Below are 14,370 nucleotides of genomic sequence, written 5' to 3' on the forward strand. Positions count from 1 at the left end.
CTGCCAAGTCCGAGAAGAAGGCCGCCGCCAAGACCACCAACGGCACCAAGGCCAAGTCCAAGAAGGCCGCCGCTTCCGAAGCCAAGAAGTCCTAATCCGGCCTCGTCGGTTTCAGACTTGCCCGCCCTGCGCGGGCACTTTGCCCGCCTCGCGCGGGCAATTTCTTTTTGGCCGCACAATTGCCGCATGAAATTCCTTGCCGCCGCCCTTGCCTCGTTGGCGCTGGCCGCATCCGCCCTGCCCGCTGCCGCCCAGGATCAGCCGCAAACGCAGTTGCCGCGGGTCACGCTGTCCGCCGGCATGCACCAAATTGACGCGCAGATCGCGCAGACCTTCGAACAGCGCATGACCGGACTCATGTTCCGCAAGGACATGCCGCAGCACGAAGGCATGCTGTTCGTCTTCGACCAACCGACGGTGCAGTGCTTCTGGATGAAGAACACCCTCCTGCCGCTCACCGCCGCCTTCCTGGCGGACGACGGCACGGTGGTCAACCTCGCCGACATGAAGCCGCAGGCGCTGGACTCCCACTGCTCAGCCAAGCCGGTGCGCTACGTCCTCGAAATGAACCAGGGCTGGTTCGCCAAGAAAGGCATCAAGCCCGGCATGAAGCTCACCGGCCCCCCCTTCAAGGGGTAACCGCCCCACCAAAGGACAAGGGCCGCAAAGCGGCCCTTGTTTTGAGTTGGAGCGTAGCGGATTCCAGCGTAGCGGTTAACCGAAGTTCTTCTGCGCGAACTCCCAGTTCACCAGCTTGTCGAGGAAGGTCTCGACGAACTTCTGGCGCAGGTTGCGGTAGTCGATGTAGTAGGCGTGCTCCCAGACGTCCACCGTGAGCACCGCCTTGTCGGCGGTGGTCAGCGGCGTGCCGGCGGCGCCCGTGTTCACGATGTCCACGGTCCCATCGGGCTTCTTGACCAGCCAGGTCCAGCCCGAGCCGAAGTTTCCGACCGCGGACTTCACGAAGGCATCGCGGAACGCGGCGTAGTTGCCCCACTTGGCGGTGATGGCCTGAGCCAGGGCGCCCGTGGGCTCGCCGCCGCCCTGGGGCTTCATGCAATTCCAGAAGAAGGTGTGGTTCCAGATCTGGGCCGAGTTGTTGTAGACGCCGCCGGAGGACTTCTTGATGATCTCCTCGAGCGTCATGTTCTCGAACTCGGTGCCCTTTTGCAGGTTGTTGAGGTTCACCACGTAGGCGTTGTGGTGCTTGCCGTGGTGATACTCCAGCGTCTCTCGCGAGTAGTGCGGCGCCAGCGCGTCGATCGGATAAGGCAGCGGGGGCAGGGTGTGTTCCATGTGTTCCTCTTCGGTTGTTGGTGGCCGATTTCTTGTTGCTTGGATGTTGCTTGGAAGCCGCCTGATTCTATGAACTAAAGCAGGCTCGGCGGGCGCACCGTCAGATCAACCTCGCCGTCTGCAAGGGCGGCTCTCAGCTGCTGGCCGGGATGAGTCTGGCCCACGCTGGTGACCGGATGCCCCGCCTCGTCCGACAGCAGCGCATAGCCGCGGCGCAGCACCAGGCGCGGGTCCAGCAGTTCCATGCGAAGGCGCTGCCGGTCCAGCAACTGCGCACCCAGGTCGAGGCGAAGCCGCAGCGCCGACTTGATCCGCTGCTGGACCGATTGCAGCCGCGCGCCATCGCGCTCCAGCCGCAAGTGCATGGCGTGATGAAGCCGATGACCGCAGCGGTCCAGCAGCATCTGCTGCGCCGAAAGCCGCGCCAGGGGCCGGCCCAGCCGCGACCCCGCCTGGTCGAGGCGCAGCTGCGCATGATCGACGCGCCGTTGCACGATGCGGTGCAGACGCTCGTGCATGGCCTGCAGGTCAGCGAGCCAATCCTCGCGCGGCCGCGCCGCCAGTTCCGCCGCAGCGGTCGGGGTGGGTGCGCGCACGTCGGCGCAGAAGTCGGCGATGGTGAAATCGGTCTCGTGGCCCACCCCGCTGACCAGGGGCACCGGGCTGCGGACGATGGCGCGGGCCAGCTGCTCATCGTTGAAGGCCCAGAGGTCCTCGATCGAACCGCCGCCGCGCACCAGCAGGATGGTGTCGATGGCGCCTTCACCGGCCAGCCGATAGAGCGACTCGAGTGCGCGAATGAGCTCGGCGGGCGCGCCCGCGCCTTGCACGGCCGCGGGCGCCAGCACGACCGGCACATGACGGGCGCGTCGCCGCAGCGCGGTGACCACGTCATGCAGCGCGGCGGCGCCCGGCGAGGTAACCAGCCCGATGCCGCGCGGCAGGGCCCGCGGGACGCGCTTGCGGCCCTCGTCGAACAGGCCTTCCGCCTCGAGCCGGGCCTTGAGCCGCAGGAACTGCTCGAACAGCGCGCCCTGGCCGGCGCGCGTCATCGTCTCGACGATCAGTTGCAAATCGCCCCGCGCCTCGTACACGCCCAGCCGGCCCCAGACCTCGACCATTTCGCCTTCGCGCGGGACAAACTCCAGCAGGGTGGCCGCCCGCCGGAACATCGCGCACCGGATCTGCCCTTGGGCGTCCTTGAGCGAGAAATAGAGATGCCCGCTGGACGGACGCGACAGGCCCGAAACCTCGCCGCGGACCGCGACAGGATTGAACCTGGCCTCCAGGGAATCAGCAATGGCGCGGCATAGCGCCCCAACTTGCCAGATTCGTGGCGCCAATGCTGGCTGCGCGACCGGCGCCATCAGCAAATCCGGGGCGCGGCAGGTGGTACTGCCGCGCACCACTTAGTCCACAGAACGGACGTCTGGTGCAGATCGATACAGTTGCAGCCAAAAAACCCTGATTCCGTCGAGCAAGTATTTGATTTCATTGATATTTTTCCTGCTCAATTTGTCATCGTTTTGTCAAATCCGAGGCTCGGCGCGGGTTGGCGTGGCGGGGTGGTGTGCTTTTGCACAAAGTTGTCCACAAGATCTGTGGGCCGGGTCCTACTGCCTCATCTGCAGAGCCCCGCGCACTGATGAGTACGGGATAATGGGCCCACCAGTAGTACACGCATCGCGCGGAGACCGTCCCTTGCTTTCGATCATACAAGCCGCAGGCTGGCCGATCTGGCCCCTGGTTGCCTGCTCTTTCCTGGCGCTCGCCCTCGTCATCGAGCGATTCATCAGCCTGAAGACCAGCAAGGTCGCCCCGCCCAAGTTGCTCGACGAGGCACTGTCGGCGTCGCGCCATGCCGTTCCCGCGCCCGACGTGGTCACGCAGCTGGAGCAGAACTCGGCCCTCGGCGAGGTGCTGGCCAGCGGCTTCCGCACCCTGAATTCGGACCCGACTTGCACCGAAGTCGACCTGCGCGCCAACATGGAGAGCACCGGGCGCGCCGTCGCCCACCGGCTGGAGCGCTACCTGAGCGCGTTGGCGACCATCGCCTCGGCCGCGCCCCTGCTCGGCCTGCTTGGCACCGTGATCGGCATGATCGAGATCTTCGGCTCGCAGGCGCCTTCGGGCGTGACCGGAGGCGGCAACCCGGCCCAGCTGGCGCATGGCATCTCGGTGGCGCTGTACAACACGGCCTTCGGACTGATCGTGGCGATCCCCTCGCTGATCTTCTGGCGCTACTTCCGCGGCCGGGTCGATGAATACCTGCTGACGCTGGAGCTGTCGGCCGAGCGCTTCGCCCGCCACCTGCTCGCCATTCGCGGCCGATGAACTTCCGCCCCCGTCCCAAGGAGGAGCCGGAGATCAACCTGATCCCGTTCATCGACGTGCTGCTGGTCATCCTGATCTTCCTGATGCTGACCACGACCTACAGCAAGTTCACCGAACTCCAGCTCAAGCTTCCCGTGGCCGACTCCGACGCGCAGCGCGACTACCCCAAGGAAGTCATCGTGGCCGTCACCAGCGACGGCCGCTACACCGTCAAGGGCACGCCGGTGACCGGCCGCAACGTGGATGCGCTTGCGCAGGCCTTCGCCGACGCGCAGGCGGCCAAGGACAGCGTGGTGATCATCACGGCCGATGCCACGGCGCCGCACCAGTCGGTCATCACCGTCATGGAAGCGGCCCGCCGCAAGGGCCTGAACCACATCACCTTCGCGACCCAGAATTCGGCCCAGGCGGGGAACCGCTGATGGGGGCTGCGCTGCAGCGCGCCTGGCTGCGCCGCGGCGCGCTGGCCTGGCTGCTGTGGCCGCTGTCCCTGCTGTTCGCCCTGCTGGCGGCCCTGCGGCGCGGCGCCTTTCGCGCGGGGCTGCTGCGGGCCGAACATGTCGGTGTGCCGGTCGTGATCATCGGCAACGTGATCGCCGGCGGCTCGGGCAAGACACCGATCGTGCGCGCCGTGACCGAACACCTGAAGGCGCGAGGCCTGCGAGTCGGCGTGGTTTCACGCGGCTACGGGCGCACCGGCGACGACTGCCGTGAAGTCCGCCCGGACAGCCAGGCGCGCGAGGTGGGCGACGAGCCGCTGCTGATCGCGCGCTCCTGCGGCGTGCCCGTGTTCGTGGCGCGCCGGCGCGCCGAAGCAGCGCGCGCCCTGCTCCATGAACATCCCCGCACGCAGCTGATCGTCAGCGATGACGGCCTGCAGCACTACGCGCTGGCGCGCGACCTCGAGATCTGCGTGTTCGACGACCGTGGCGTCGGCAACGGCTGGCTGCTGCCGGCCGGCCCGCTGCGCGAACCCTGGCCGCGGCCCGTGGACCTGGTGCTGCGCACGCCGGGGGCCGCGGTCAGGCCGGGCTTCGAGGTGCGGCGCCGGCTGGGCGCACAGGCGTGGCGCGCCGACGGCACGCGGGTCGCGCTGGACTCGCTGCGCGGGCGCGAGTTTTGCGCACTGGCGGGCATCGCCAATCCGGAAGTCTTCTTCACGATGCTGCGCGAGGCCGGCCTGGCACCGGCACGCACCATCGCCCTGCCCGATCACCACGACTTCGCGCAGCCGCCGGACTTCCCCGGCGAGCTCGTCTGCACCGAGAAGGATGCTGTCAAGCTGTGGCGCAGCCGGCCCGACGCATGGGCGGTGCCGCTGGAGGTGGCCATCGAAGACGGCTTCTGGCGTGCCTTCGACCGCCTGGTGGATGCGAAGCTATGATTGGCTGATGGACCACAAACTGCTCGCACTGCTGGTCTGCCCCGTGACCAAGGGGCACCTGGACTACGACCGCAACCGGCAGGAGCTGATCTCGCGCAGCGCGCGGCTCGCCTACCCGATCCGCGACGGCATTCCCATCATGCTGGAGGAGCAGGCCCGCACGCTCAGCGACGAGGAACTCGAGCAAATGCCGGCGCGTACGCCGCTGGTCTAAGCCGGCTCGCCCCGTCCCACAAGCACTCCCGTCGATGACGTTCACCGTCCTCATTCCCGCTCGCCTGGCCTCCACCCGGCTGCCTGACAAGCCCCTGGCCGACATCGGTGGCCTGCCCATGGTCGTTCGCGTGGCGCGGCAGGCGCAGAAGTCTTCGGCCGCCAGGGTGGTGGTGGCGGCGGACCACCCGAGCATCGTCTCGGCCTGCACCGCGCATGAGGTGGAAGCCGTGCTGACGCGCGCCGACCATCCCTCCGGCAGCGACCGCCTGGCCGAAGCCTGCGAGCGTCTGGGCCTGGATGGCCAGGATGCGGTGGTCAACGTGCAGGGCGACGAGCCACTGATCGACCCGGGGCTGATTGACGCCGTCGCCGGCCTGCTCGATGCGCGCCGCGAAGCCAGCATGAGCACCGCAGCACATCCGATCGAGGACGTGGCCGACCTGGCCAATCCGAACGTGGTCAAGGTGGTGCTGGACGCCCAAGGCATGGCGCTGTACTTCAGCCGTGCCACGATTCCGTGGTGGCGCGACGGCTTTGCCGGCGGCATCGCCGCCCTGCCGCCCACGGCCCTGCTGCGGCACGTCGGCATCTATGGCTACCGCGCCAGCTTCCTGCGCGGGTTCCCGCGCCTGCCGCAGGCGCCGATCGAAACGGCCGAGGCACTGGAGCAGCTGCGCGCCCTGTGGCACGGCCACCGCATCGCGGTGCACATCACCAGCCGCGCGCCCGGCAGCGGGGTGGACACGCCGCAAGACCTGGCACGCGTGCGCGAGCTGTTTGACGCCGGCGGCGCGGCACGCTGAGCCGCCCGGAGGCCTCGATCCAGTAAGGGTGCGCGAAGGACCGCGTGCTATCCTTTGAACTAACGATGCGCGAAGACTGGGACGCGCCCGGCCCGCAGCGCGCGAAGACTAGCAACATCCAAGGAATTCCATGAGACTGATCTTGTTGGGAGCGCCCGGTGCAGGCAAGGGAACGCAGGCCGCGTTCATCTGCCAGAAGTACGGCATCCCGCAAATCTCCACCGGCGACATGCTGCGCGCAGCCGTCAAGGCGGGCAGCCCCCTCGGTCTGGCGGCCAAGAAAGTCATGGATTCCGGCGCCCTGGTCAGCGACGACATCATCATCGGGCTGGTGAAGGAACGCATCGCGCAGCCTGACTGCGCCAACGGCTTTCTCTTCGATGGCTTCCCCCGCACGATTCCGCAGGCCGACGCCCTGAAGGCCGCCGACGTCAAGCTCGATTACGTGCTCGAGATCGACGTGCCCTTCGAGGCCATCATCGAGCGCATGAGCGGCCGCCGCTCGCATACCGCGTCCGGACGCACCTACCACGTCAAGTTCAACCCGCCCAAAGTGCCCGGCGTGGACGACGTGACAGGCGAGCCCCTGATCCAGCGCGATGACGACAAGGAAGAGACCGTCAGGAAGCGCCTGGAGGTCTACGCGGCCCAAACGCGCCCGCTGGTGGACTACTACGCCAACTGGGCCAAGACCGATCCGGCCAAGGCACCGAAATACCGCGTGATCAGCGGCATGGGCTCGGTCGAGGACATCACGGGCCGCGCCATGCAGGCGCTCGAGAACTGAGGCTTCTCACGCCGGGCTGGACCGCAGCCCGTACGCCTTGCCGTCGACGTAAAGGTATTCGGCGCGCACCAGCGCCTCCTTTTCGTCCTTGAGCGGATACCCCAGCACCCCGATCGTCGCGCCGGACTGCACCGGCGCCAGCTTCCAGGCTTCCAGGCGGGTGAGCGGCGCCAGCTCGATGGTCCAGCGGCGATCCTGCCGCGTGGGCGCCGCGGCGCGCGCCAGCAGGGCCTTGCCATCCACCGTGGCCGACTGCGCCGGCACCTGCATGGACCCGACCTCCGCCGGTACGCGATAGCCGGCCGGCAGTTCCAGCACGAGTTCGGCGTGCGGGTTCTGCCATTTGACGGCCACCACGCGTCCCTGCAGGAACAGCGGCCGGTCCTGGTCGAAGCTGCTCCAGCCATGGTGCGCGCGCGCGGCGAACGGCAGGGCCAACGCGGCCAGCACGCAGGTACGACGCTTCATCATCATCCTTCCTTCTAGACGTAGGCAATCCATCGGCCACACGCGAGCACGGCCAGCCAGATCAGCGTGGACGCCAACAGCTGCAGGCGCGCCAGCGCGTCGCCACGGGCCAGGCTGCGGCGGCCATGGAACCACGCCGCATTGCAACCCGCCACGAGAATCAACACCATCTTCAGGGTGAATGCGCGGTTGGCCAGCAGTTCGCCCGGCTGGCTCGCGAACATCAGCAGGCCGCTGGCCGCCGCCAGCGAGAAGCCGGCAAGCGCGACCGTGAGCGCGAGGCGCGCGAGCGACTGCAGCGGCAACTGGGCGCCGCGGCCGAAGACGCGCACCTCCAGCAGCATGAGGTTGCCCATCAACAGGCCGATCCCGAAGATGTGCGCGATCTCGAGGACCGGGTAGGCCCAGGGATGGGACTGCAGTCCGGCGAACATCAGGGCATCAGCGCCAGCATCAGCTCGACACGCGCCTTCACCGGCGACAGGCTCGTGCCGGGGATCAAGTCCTTCTCGCCGGCGATCACGCCGCCCTCGGCGCAGCGGCTCGCGCGCAAGAGCGTCACGCCCTGCTTCCCGGCCTCGAGCAGCGCGTCCAGCAGTTCAGCGTGGATGGTGCCGTTGCCGGTGCCGGCGACGACCAGGCCCGCGATGCCCTGCGCTGCCAGGGCGCGGACGGTCGCGCCGCTGGCGCCGGCATGGCTCATGACGATCTCCACGCGCGGCCACGTTGGCGCCGACAGGGCCTTCTGCAGCCGAACGCGCGCCAGGTCCACGTCGCCGCCCGGCCACTCCCGCAGCAGCCGCAGCCGCCCTTCCTCGACGTAGCCGAGCGGCCCGGCATCGCCCGAGCTGAACGGGTCGAGCCGGTAGTGATGCACTTTCATCACCTCGCGCGCGCCGTGGATCACGCCCGCGCACACGGCGACCACGCCGCGCGCGCCCCCGGCTGCGGCCACCGTGACCGCATCGACGATGTTCTGAGGCCCGTCCGGGCCGAGGGCGGTGGCCGGCCGCATGGCGCAGGTGATCACCACCGGCTTGGCCGGGCACAGCACTTCCTGCAGGAAATAGGCCGTTTCCTCCAGGGTGTCGGTGCCGTGCGTGACCACGATGCCCGCGACCTCGTCCTGCGCAAGCCAGTGCGCGCAGCGCCGTGCCAGCTCGCGCCAGATGGCGAAGCTCATGTCCTTGCTGTCCACCTGGGCGACCTGCTCGCATTCGAGCGGCAGCCCGCGCAGGGCCGGGATGGCCGCCAGCAGCTGCGCCACGCCGATCTGCGCCGCCGTATAGCCGATGTTGTCGCCGGCCGCGGCGGAAGTGCCCGCCAGGGTGCCGCCGGTGCCCAGAACCACGATTTTTTTCTCGCTCACTTGCGCACTTTACGAAACTGGTTAAAAATACAGTTACTGGATATCGAAACAGGAGCCACCATGCTCGATTCGCCCAAGCTCACCGCCCGCCAGCAGCAGATCCTGGACCTGATCGAGAGCGCGATCGCTCGCACTGGCGCGCCGCCGACGCGCGCCGAGATCGCGGCTGAACTCGGCTTCAAGTCCGCCAACGCCGCCGAAGAGCATCTCCAGGCGCTGGCCCGCAAAGGCGTGATCGAACTCGTGGCCGGCACCTCGCGCGGCATCCGCCTGCGCAGCGATGCCCTTCGCTCCATCAACGAATCTCGCATCAAGCAGTTCTCCCTGCCGCTTCCCAGCCTGGCCCAACTCGCGCTGCCGCTGGTCGGGCGTGTGGCCGCAGGCTCGCCCATTCTCGCGCAGGAGCACGTGGACCAGACCTACTACGTGGAGAGCAGCCTGTTCCAGCGCCGGCCCGACTACCTGCTGAAGGTGCGCGGCATGTCGATGCGTGACGCCGGCATCATGGACGGCGACCTGCTCGCGGTACAGGCCACCAAGGACGCCAAGAACGGCCAGATCATCGTCGCGCGCCTGGGCGACGAGGTCACCGTCAAGCGCTTCCGCCGCAACAAGCACCTGATCGAACTGCACGCCGAGAACCCGGACTACCCCACCATCGTGGTGGAGCCGGGCGAACCCTTCGAGATCGAAGGCCTGGCCGTCGGCTTGATCCGCAACACCATGCTCATGTAGCACCCCGGGCCGGCCGCAGGTGGCGGGCGTATGGCGCGCACGGCGCCATCACCCTGCGGCAGCGCCCTTCTTCGCAATCCTGCCTGTGTCCAAGCTCTGGAGTCCAAGGAGATTCACATGGGAATCGCGATGTTCATGTCGAGTGGATTGCTGTCGCCATTCAAGGCCTTGTTCAGTCTTCGCAGTTGTCGTGGGGCGGGCGGTCCGGTGGCCGCCGGCAGGCGCGTGCCTGCCGGCGCGCAGCCGGGCGGCTTGCCCCACGAGTTTTCTGCAACCCCGTGCAGGCGCAAGCCGCTGCGCATCGTGCATGGCGCCACCGGCCGGCTGGTGATTTCCGGCCGCATGGCGGATGTATGCGCCGAACTCGACCGGCTGGCCGCGCTGGAAGCCGCCGCCGGCTAAGCAGCCTCGATTTTCACCAGCGACGGTCAGTGCCGCGGGCGCGGGTGGCCGGCGTAGCGAAGTAAAGGAGGAGGGACGGGCAAAGCCCGTCCCGGGGGACATGAGCGGAGCCGGCCAACCGGCGCCCGTGGCCGCCCCCAGCTACGACGTCCGATCAGGCCTTCGATCCAGCCAGATAGTCAGCCTTGCCCAGTTCCACGCCGTTGTGGCGCAGGATCGCGTAGGCGGTCGTGATGTGGAAGAACATGTTGGGCAGCACCCAGTGCTTCAAATAGGCCTCGGCCTTCATGGTGCGGGTCTTGTCGCGCCCCACCGGGAAGGTGATCTCCTTGTCTTCCGTGCCGTCCATCTTGTCGGCGGGCACCGTGGCCAGCCAGTCCAGTGTCTTCTGGATTCTCGCCTTCAGCTCCGGAAAGCTCGCCTCGTTGTCTTCGTAGCGCGGCGCCTCGATGCCGGCGATCCGCGCCGCGCCGTTCTTCGGCCCGTCGCACGCGATCTGGATCTGCCGGGCGAAGGGCAGCATGTCGGGCGCGAGCCGGTACTGCAGCAACACCGTGGGGTCGAACTTGCGCGCTTCCGCGTGGGCCGCACCCTTGTCGAGGATGTGGGCCAGGTTCTCGAGTGCGGTCCGGAAGATCGGCAGGCTCGCGGAAGACATGGAAATCGTCATCAAAGGCTCCTTGGCGTAACAGTGCGAAAGCGCGGATGCTAAGGCGCTTTTCATCTCCGCGCTGAAGCCGGGTCACTCTGCAGGCGCCGCCAGCACGCTTGCGGGGCCAAGGCACAATCTCGCCATGAACATCGTGATCCTCGACGACTATCAGGACGCCGTGCGCAAGCTCAGGTGCGCGTCCAAGCTCGAAGACTACCCGGCGAAGGTCTACACCAACACGGTCAAGGGCATCGGGCAGCTGTCGGTGCGGCTGCGTGACGCCGAGGTCATCGTGCTCATTCGCGAACGCACGCAAATCACGCGCCAGCTGCTGGAGAAGCTCCCGCGCCTGCGCCTGATCGCGCAGACCGGACGCGTCGGCGCGCACGTCGACGTGCAAGCCTGCACCGAGCGCGGCATCTCGGTGGCCGAGGGCGTGGGCTCGCCGGTGGCGCCGGCCGAACTCACCTGGGCCCTCATCATGGCGGCGATGCGCAGGCTGCCGCAGTACATCGCCACGCTCAAGCACGGCGGCTGGCAGCAGTCGGGCATGAAGTCCGCATCGATGCCGGCCAACTTCGGGCTCGGCATGGTGCTGCGCGGACGCACGCTGGGCGTCTGGGGCTACGGCAAGATCGGCCAGCTGGTGGCTGGCTATGGCAAGGCCTTCGGGATGCGCGTGCTGGTCGGGGGCAGCCAGTCCTCGCGCGAGCGCGCCGTCAGCGACGGCTTCCAGGCGGTCGGCCGCGAGGAGCTGTTCCAGGAAAGCGACGTACTCAGCCTGCACCTGCGCCTGTCCGAGGAAACCACGGGCATCGTCACGCTCGAGGACCTGAGCCGGATGAAACCGACTTCGCTGCTGGTCAACACCTCGCGCGCCGAGCTGATCGAGCAGGACGCGCTGATCGCGGGCCTGAACCGCGGCCGCCCCGGCATGGCGGCGGTCGACGTGTTCGAGAGCGAGCCGATCCTGCAGGGACACGCCCTGCTGCGCCTGGAAAACTGCATCTGCACGCCGCACATCGGCTACGTCGAGCTGGACAGCTACGAGCTCTACTTCGGCGCCGCCTTCGACAACGTCGTCAATTTCATCCGCGGTACGCCGACCAACATCGTGAATCCCGGCGCGCTTCAAGTCAGGCGCTGAGAGCCACCTTTGCCGTCCACCACCTCGACCGCCGGCGCGCCCGCCGCGACGACCGCCCTCCCCGCCGTCCTGTGGCCGCTGCTGTTCGGCAACTTCGTCATCGGCACCGGCGTGATGGTGGTGCCCGGCACGCTCAATGACATCAGCAGTTCGCTGGACATCTCGGCCGCGACGGCTGGGCAACTGATCTCGGCGGCTGCGCTGCTGATGTGCCTCGGTGCGCCCCTGCTTGCCGCAGTCGTTGCAGGCTGGGACCGCCGGCGCCTGCTCGCGCTGAGCATGGTCTGGTACGGCTTGATGCACTTGGCGTGCACGGCCTCGACCACATTCGCGGCGCTTCTGCCGCTGCGAGTTGTCACCATGCTCTCGCCCGCCATCTTCACGCCGCAGGCGGCTGCCTGCGTGGGCCTGCTGGTGCCCGAGCAGCAGCGCGGCCGGGCAATCACCTTTGTCTTCCTGGGCTGGTCGGTCGCCTCCGTGCTCGGCATGCCAATCGGGGCCTTCGTTGGCGGCACCCTGGGTTGGCGCAGTGCCTTTGCCCTGGTGGGCATCATGAGCCTGGCCAGTGCCTGGTGGGTGTGGCGCGCCATGCCCGATGGCGTGAAGCCGCCCGCGCTGTCCGCAGCGGCGTGGGCGAAGACCCTCCGCTCACCGGCCCTGATGCTCTGCGTGCTGGTCACGGTGCTATATGCCGCCGGGCAGTTCGTGCTGTTCTCGTATTTCGCGCCCTACTACAAGCACAAGATCGGGATCACACCGGGTGAGCTGAGCCTGCTTTTCCTGTGGTTCGGCGCATTCGGCTTCATCGGCAACATGCTGATGTCGCGCAACATCGACCGGGTCGGCGCGTCGCGCTCCGTCATGATCGGTGTGGGCCTGATGTCGGTGAGCCTGCTCGCGTGGCCGCTGGGTACCAGCATGGTGCTGGCGGCGCTCATCTCCATCCCCTGGGCACTGGGGTGCTTCTCTTCCAATTCCGCCCAGCAAGCGCGGCTGGTGGCGATTGCGCCGGCTCTGGCCTCCGCATCGATCGCGCTGAACAGCTCGGCCATGTACGCGGGCCAGGCGCTGGGCGCCGGCGCCGGCGGCTGGATGATCTCGCGCGGCGGCATGGACGACCTGCACTGGGTGGGCTTCGCAGTCCTGGTGCTCGCCATGGCGGTGAGCGCCTGGGCCACAAGCTTCGCCCGCCCACATCGCGCCTGATCGGCGTCCCTGGCGCAGCGCTCCCCGATAATCGGGCGCATGACCTTGACATACAAGACCGTGGGCGTCGTGGGCGCAGGCGCCATGGGCCGCGGTATCGCCCAGATCGCGGCGCAGGCCGGCAGCACCGTGCGCCTGTACGACACCCAGCCCGAAGCCGTCGCCAAGGCGGCGGCGGAGCTCGCTTCGCAATGGGACCGCCTGCAGGAAAAGGGCCGGATGGACGAAGCCGCCGTGCGCGGATGCAAGGACAGGCTCAAACCCGCGGGCGCGCTGCAGGACCTGGCCGACTGCGAGATGGTGGTCGAAGCCATCGTCGAGCGGCTCGACGTGAAGAAGTCCGTCTTCGGGCAGCTCGAGGACATCACCGGCGGCAAGGCGGTCCTGGTCACCAACACCTCGTCGCTTTCGGTCACCGCGATCGCCGCCGGGCTGAAGCACCCGCAGCGATTTGCCGGCTATCACTTCTTCAATCCGGTGCCGTTGATGAAAGTGGTCGAAGTCATCGCCGGGCTGAAGACCGACCCGCAGGTCTGCGCCCAGCTGGCGGCCTATGCGCGCGACATGGGCCACACCCCGGTGCAGGCCCAGGACACGCCCGGCTTCATCGTCAACCACGCCGGCCGCGGCTACGGCACCGAGGCACTGCGCATCGCCGGTGAAGGCGTCGCCGACTTCGCGACCATCGACCGCATCCTCCGCGACCAGGTCGGCTTCAAGCTGGGGCCGTTCGAACTGCTGGACCTCACGGCGCTGGATGTCTCGCATCCGGTGATGGAGTCGATCTACCACCAGTACTACGACGAGCCGCGCTACCGACCGCACGTGATCACCGCGCAGCGGCTGGCCGGCGGCGTCGTGGGCCGCAAGGTCGGCGAAGGCTTCTACAAGTACGCAGACGGCAAGCCGCAGCTGCCGCCCGAGCCCGCTGTGCCGAAGGTCGACGAGCTGCCGCCGGTGTGGGTGTCCACGCGCGCGGCCCGTCGCCCGGAGCTGTACCAGTTGCTGAAGGACCTGGGCGCCAAGGTCGAAACCGGCCAGTCGCCCTCGATGAACGCGCTGACCCTGGTCGCGCCGTTGGGATTCGACGTGACCACCGTTGCGGTGGTCGAACGGCTCGACCCGGCGCGCACCGTGGGCATCGACCTGCTGGTGGAGGACGCCGCCACCAAGCGCCGGGTGCTGGCCACCAACCCCGCCACCCGGGCCGACATGCGCGATGCCGCGCACGCGCTGTTCGCGCGTGACGGCAAGGCGGTGAGCGTGATCCGCGACTCGGGCGGCTTCGTCACGCAGCGTGTGGTCGCCACCATCGCCAACATCGCCAGCGACATCTGCCAGCAGCGCATCTGCAGTCCCAAGGACCTGGAAACCGCGGTGACACTGGGCCTGGGCTACCCGCTGGGGCCCCTGGCCATGGGCGACCGCTGGGGCCCGGCCAACATCCTGGAAGTGCTGTTCAACCTGCAGACCGTGTATGGCGATCCACGCTACCGTCCCAGCCCCTGGCTGCGGCGGCGCGGCGCGATCGGCCTGTCGCTCCTGCACGAAGAAGACTAAGAAAAACCTCA

Annotated in this window: 18 protein-coding genes; 12 read left to right on the forward strand and 6 right to left on the reverse strand. The window is 68.0% G+C overall.

All coding sequences use genetic code 11. From position 1 onward, the window contains the following. Nucleotides 1-186: 186 nt before the first annotated feature. Entirely contained in the window at nucleotides 187-639 is a 453-nt protein-coding gene (locus tag UC35_RS00005) for a DUF192 domain-containing protein (protein WP_061494872.1), read from the forward strand. Between the two features lie 75 nt (nucleotides 640-714). On the opposite strand, the gene UC35_RS00010 is transcribed toward UC35_RS00005, so the two are convergent. After that, the gene (locus UC35_RS00010; RefSeq protein ID WP_061494875.1) at nucleotides 715-1,296 is read right to left on the reverse strand and encodes a superoxide dismutase; all 582 of its coding nucleotides are present in this window, start codon (nucleotides 1,294-1,296) and stop codon (nucleotides 715-717) included. Between the two features lie 74 nt (nucleotides 1,297-1,370). Beyond that, the gene (gene xseA / locus UC35_RS00015) at nucleotides 1,371-2,663 is read right to left on the reverse strand and encodes an exodeoxyribonuclease VII large subunit (RefSeq protein ID WP_061494877.1); all 1,293 of its coding nucleotides are present in this window, start codon (nucleotides 2,661-2,663) and stop codon (nucleotides 1,371-1,373) included. Between the two features lie 334 nt (nucleotides 2,664-2,997). Here xseA and UC35_RS00020 point away from each other — a divergent pair, with 334 nt between their 5' ends. The 6 genes from UC35_RS00020 (at nucleotide 2,998) to adk (ending at nucleotide 6,820) form a co-directional block, all read left to right on the forward strand. Then, complete coding sequence (locus tag UC35_RS00020) at nucleotides 2,998-3,630, forward strand: MotA/TolQ/ExbB proton channel family protein (RefSeq protein ID WP_061494879.1); 633 nt, start codon at nucleotides 2,998-3,000, stop codon at nucleotides 3,628-3,630. Continuing rightward, nucleotides 3,627-4,052 (forward strand): ExbD/TolR family protein, encoded by a 426-nt coding sequence (locus UC35_RS00025; RefSeq protein WP_061494881.1) that lies wholly within the window; start codon nucleotides 3,627-3,629, stop codon nucleotides 4,050-4,052. Before UC35_RS00020 ends, UC35_RS00025 begins: the two co-directional genes overlap by 4 nt. Continuing rightward, entirely contained in the window at nucleotides 4,052-5,014 is a 963-nt protein-coding gene (lpxK, locus tag UC35_RS00030; protein WP_061494883.1) for a tetraacyldisaccharide 4'-kinase, read from the forward strand. The genes UC35_RS00025 and lpxK overlap by 1 nt, the downstream gene beginning before the upstream one ends. A gap of 7 nt (nucleotides 5,015-5,021) precedes the next feature. Beyond that, a complete protein-coding gene (locus tag UC35_RS00035; protein ID WP_061494886.1) occupies nucleotides 5,022-5,228 on the forward strand; it encodes a Trm112 family protein in 207 nt (68 codons plus the stop codon). Nucleotides 5,229-5,262: 34 nt separating this feature from the next. Then, nucleotides 5,263-6,033 carry a 3-deoxy-manno-octulosonate cytidylyltransferase gene (kdsB, locus tag UC35_RS00040; protein WP_061494888.1) on the forward strand — a complete coding sequence of 257 codons (771 nt, stop codon included), beginning with the start codon at nucleotides 5,263-5,265 and terminating at the stop codon, nucleotides 6,031-6,033. Between the two features lie 130 nt (nucleotides 6,034-6,163). Next, nucleotides 6,164-6,820: an adenylate kinase gene (gene adk, locus UC35_RS00045; RefSeq protein WP_061494891.1), complete on the forward strand. Its 657-nt coding sequence runs from the start codon at nucleotides 6,164-6,166 to the stop codon at nucleotides 6,818-6,820. A gap of 6 nt (nucleotides 6,821-6,826) precedes the next feature. On the opposite strand, the gene UC35_RS00050 is transcribed toward adk, so the two are convergent. The 3 genes from UC35_RS00050 to UC35_RS00060 are packed head-to-tail and all read right to left on the reverse strand — an operon-like array spanning nucleotide 6,827 to nucleotide 8,657. After that, nucleotides 6,827-7,288, reverse strand: coding sequence for a DUF6152 family protein (locus UC35_RS00050; protein WP_173861240.1), 462 nt, complete (start codon nucleotides 7,286-7,288; stop codon nucleotides 6,827-6,829). 14 nt (nucleotides 7,289-7,302) lie between these two features. Next, nucleotides 7,303-7,722, reverse strand: a complete 420-nt coding sequence (locus tag UC35_RS00055) for a hypothetical protein (protein ID WP_061494893.1) — start codon at nucleotides 7,720-7,722, stop codon at nucleotides 7,303-7,305. Then, nucleotides 7,722-8,657, reverse strand: a complete 936-nt coding sequence (locus UC35_RS00060; RefSeq protein WP_061494895.1) for an asparaginase — start codon at nucleotides 8,655-8,657, stop codon at nucleotides 7,722-7,724. Before UC35_RS00060 ends, UC35_RS00055 begins: the two co-directional genes overlap by 1 nt. Before the next feature lie 60 nt (nucleotides 8,658-8,717). Here UC35_RS00060 and lexA point away from each other — a divergent pair, with 60 nt between their 5' ends. Further along, nucleotides 8,718-9,392 carry a transcriptional repressor LexA gene (lexA, locus tag UC35_RS00065; protein ID WP_061494897.1) on the forward strand — a complete coding sequence of 225 codons (675 nt, stop codon included), beginning with the start codon at nucleotides 8,718-8,720 and terminating at the stop codon, nucleotides 9,390-9,392. 117 nt (nucleotides 9,393-9,509) lie between these two features. Then, on the forward strand, nucleotides 9,510-9,794 hold the full coding sequence (locus UC35_RS00070; protein WP_061494899.1) for a hypothetical protein: 285 nt from the start codon (nucleotides 9,510-9,512) through the stop codon (nucleotides 9,792-9,794). 154 nt (nucleotides 9,795-9,948) lie between these two features. Here UC35_RS00070 and UC35_RS00075 read toward each other — a convergent pair whose 3' ends face one another. Then, entirely contained in the window at nucleotides 9,949-10,464 is a 516-nt protein-coding gene (locus tag UC35_RS00075; protein ID WP_061494901.1) for a DUF1993 family protein, read from the reverse strand. A 124-nt stretch (nucleotides 10,465-10,588) separates the two neighbouring features. Here UC35_RS00075 and UC35_RS00080 point away from each other — a divergent pair, with 124 nt between their 5' ends. From UC35_RS00080 to UC35_RS00090, 3 genes are read left to right on the forward strand one after another with little or no spacing between them, the layout of a single operon-like run. Then, the gene (locus UC35_RS00080; protein WP_061494902.1) at nucleotides 10,589-11,593 is read left to right on the forward strand and encodes a D-2-hydroxyacid dehydrogenase family protein; all 1,005 of its coding nucleotides are present in this window, start codon (nucleotides 10,589-10,591) and stop codon (nucleotides 11,591-11,593) included. Nucleotides 11,594-11,602: 9 nt separating this feature from the next. Next, entirely contained in the window at nucleotides 11,603-12,799 is a 1,197-nt protein-coding gene (locus UC35_RS00085; RefSeq protein ID WP_082792484.1) for an MFS transporter, read from the forward strand. 39 nt (nucleotides 12,800-12,838) lie between these two features. Then, entirely contained in the window at nucleotides 12,839-14,359 is a 1,521-nt protein-coding gene (locus tag UC35_RS00090) for a 3-hydroxyacyl-CoA dehydrogenase (RefSeq protein WP_061494904.1), read from the forward strand. Nucleotides 14,360-14,370: the final 11 nt, after the last annotated feature.

This window comes from Ramlibacter tataouinensis, from assembly GCF_001580455.1.
In the GTDB taxonomy this organism is placed as follows: domain Bacteria; phylum Pseudomonadota; class Gammaproteobacteria; order Burkholderiales; family Burkholderiaceae_C; genus Ramlibacter; species Ramlibacter tataouinensis_B.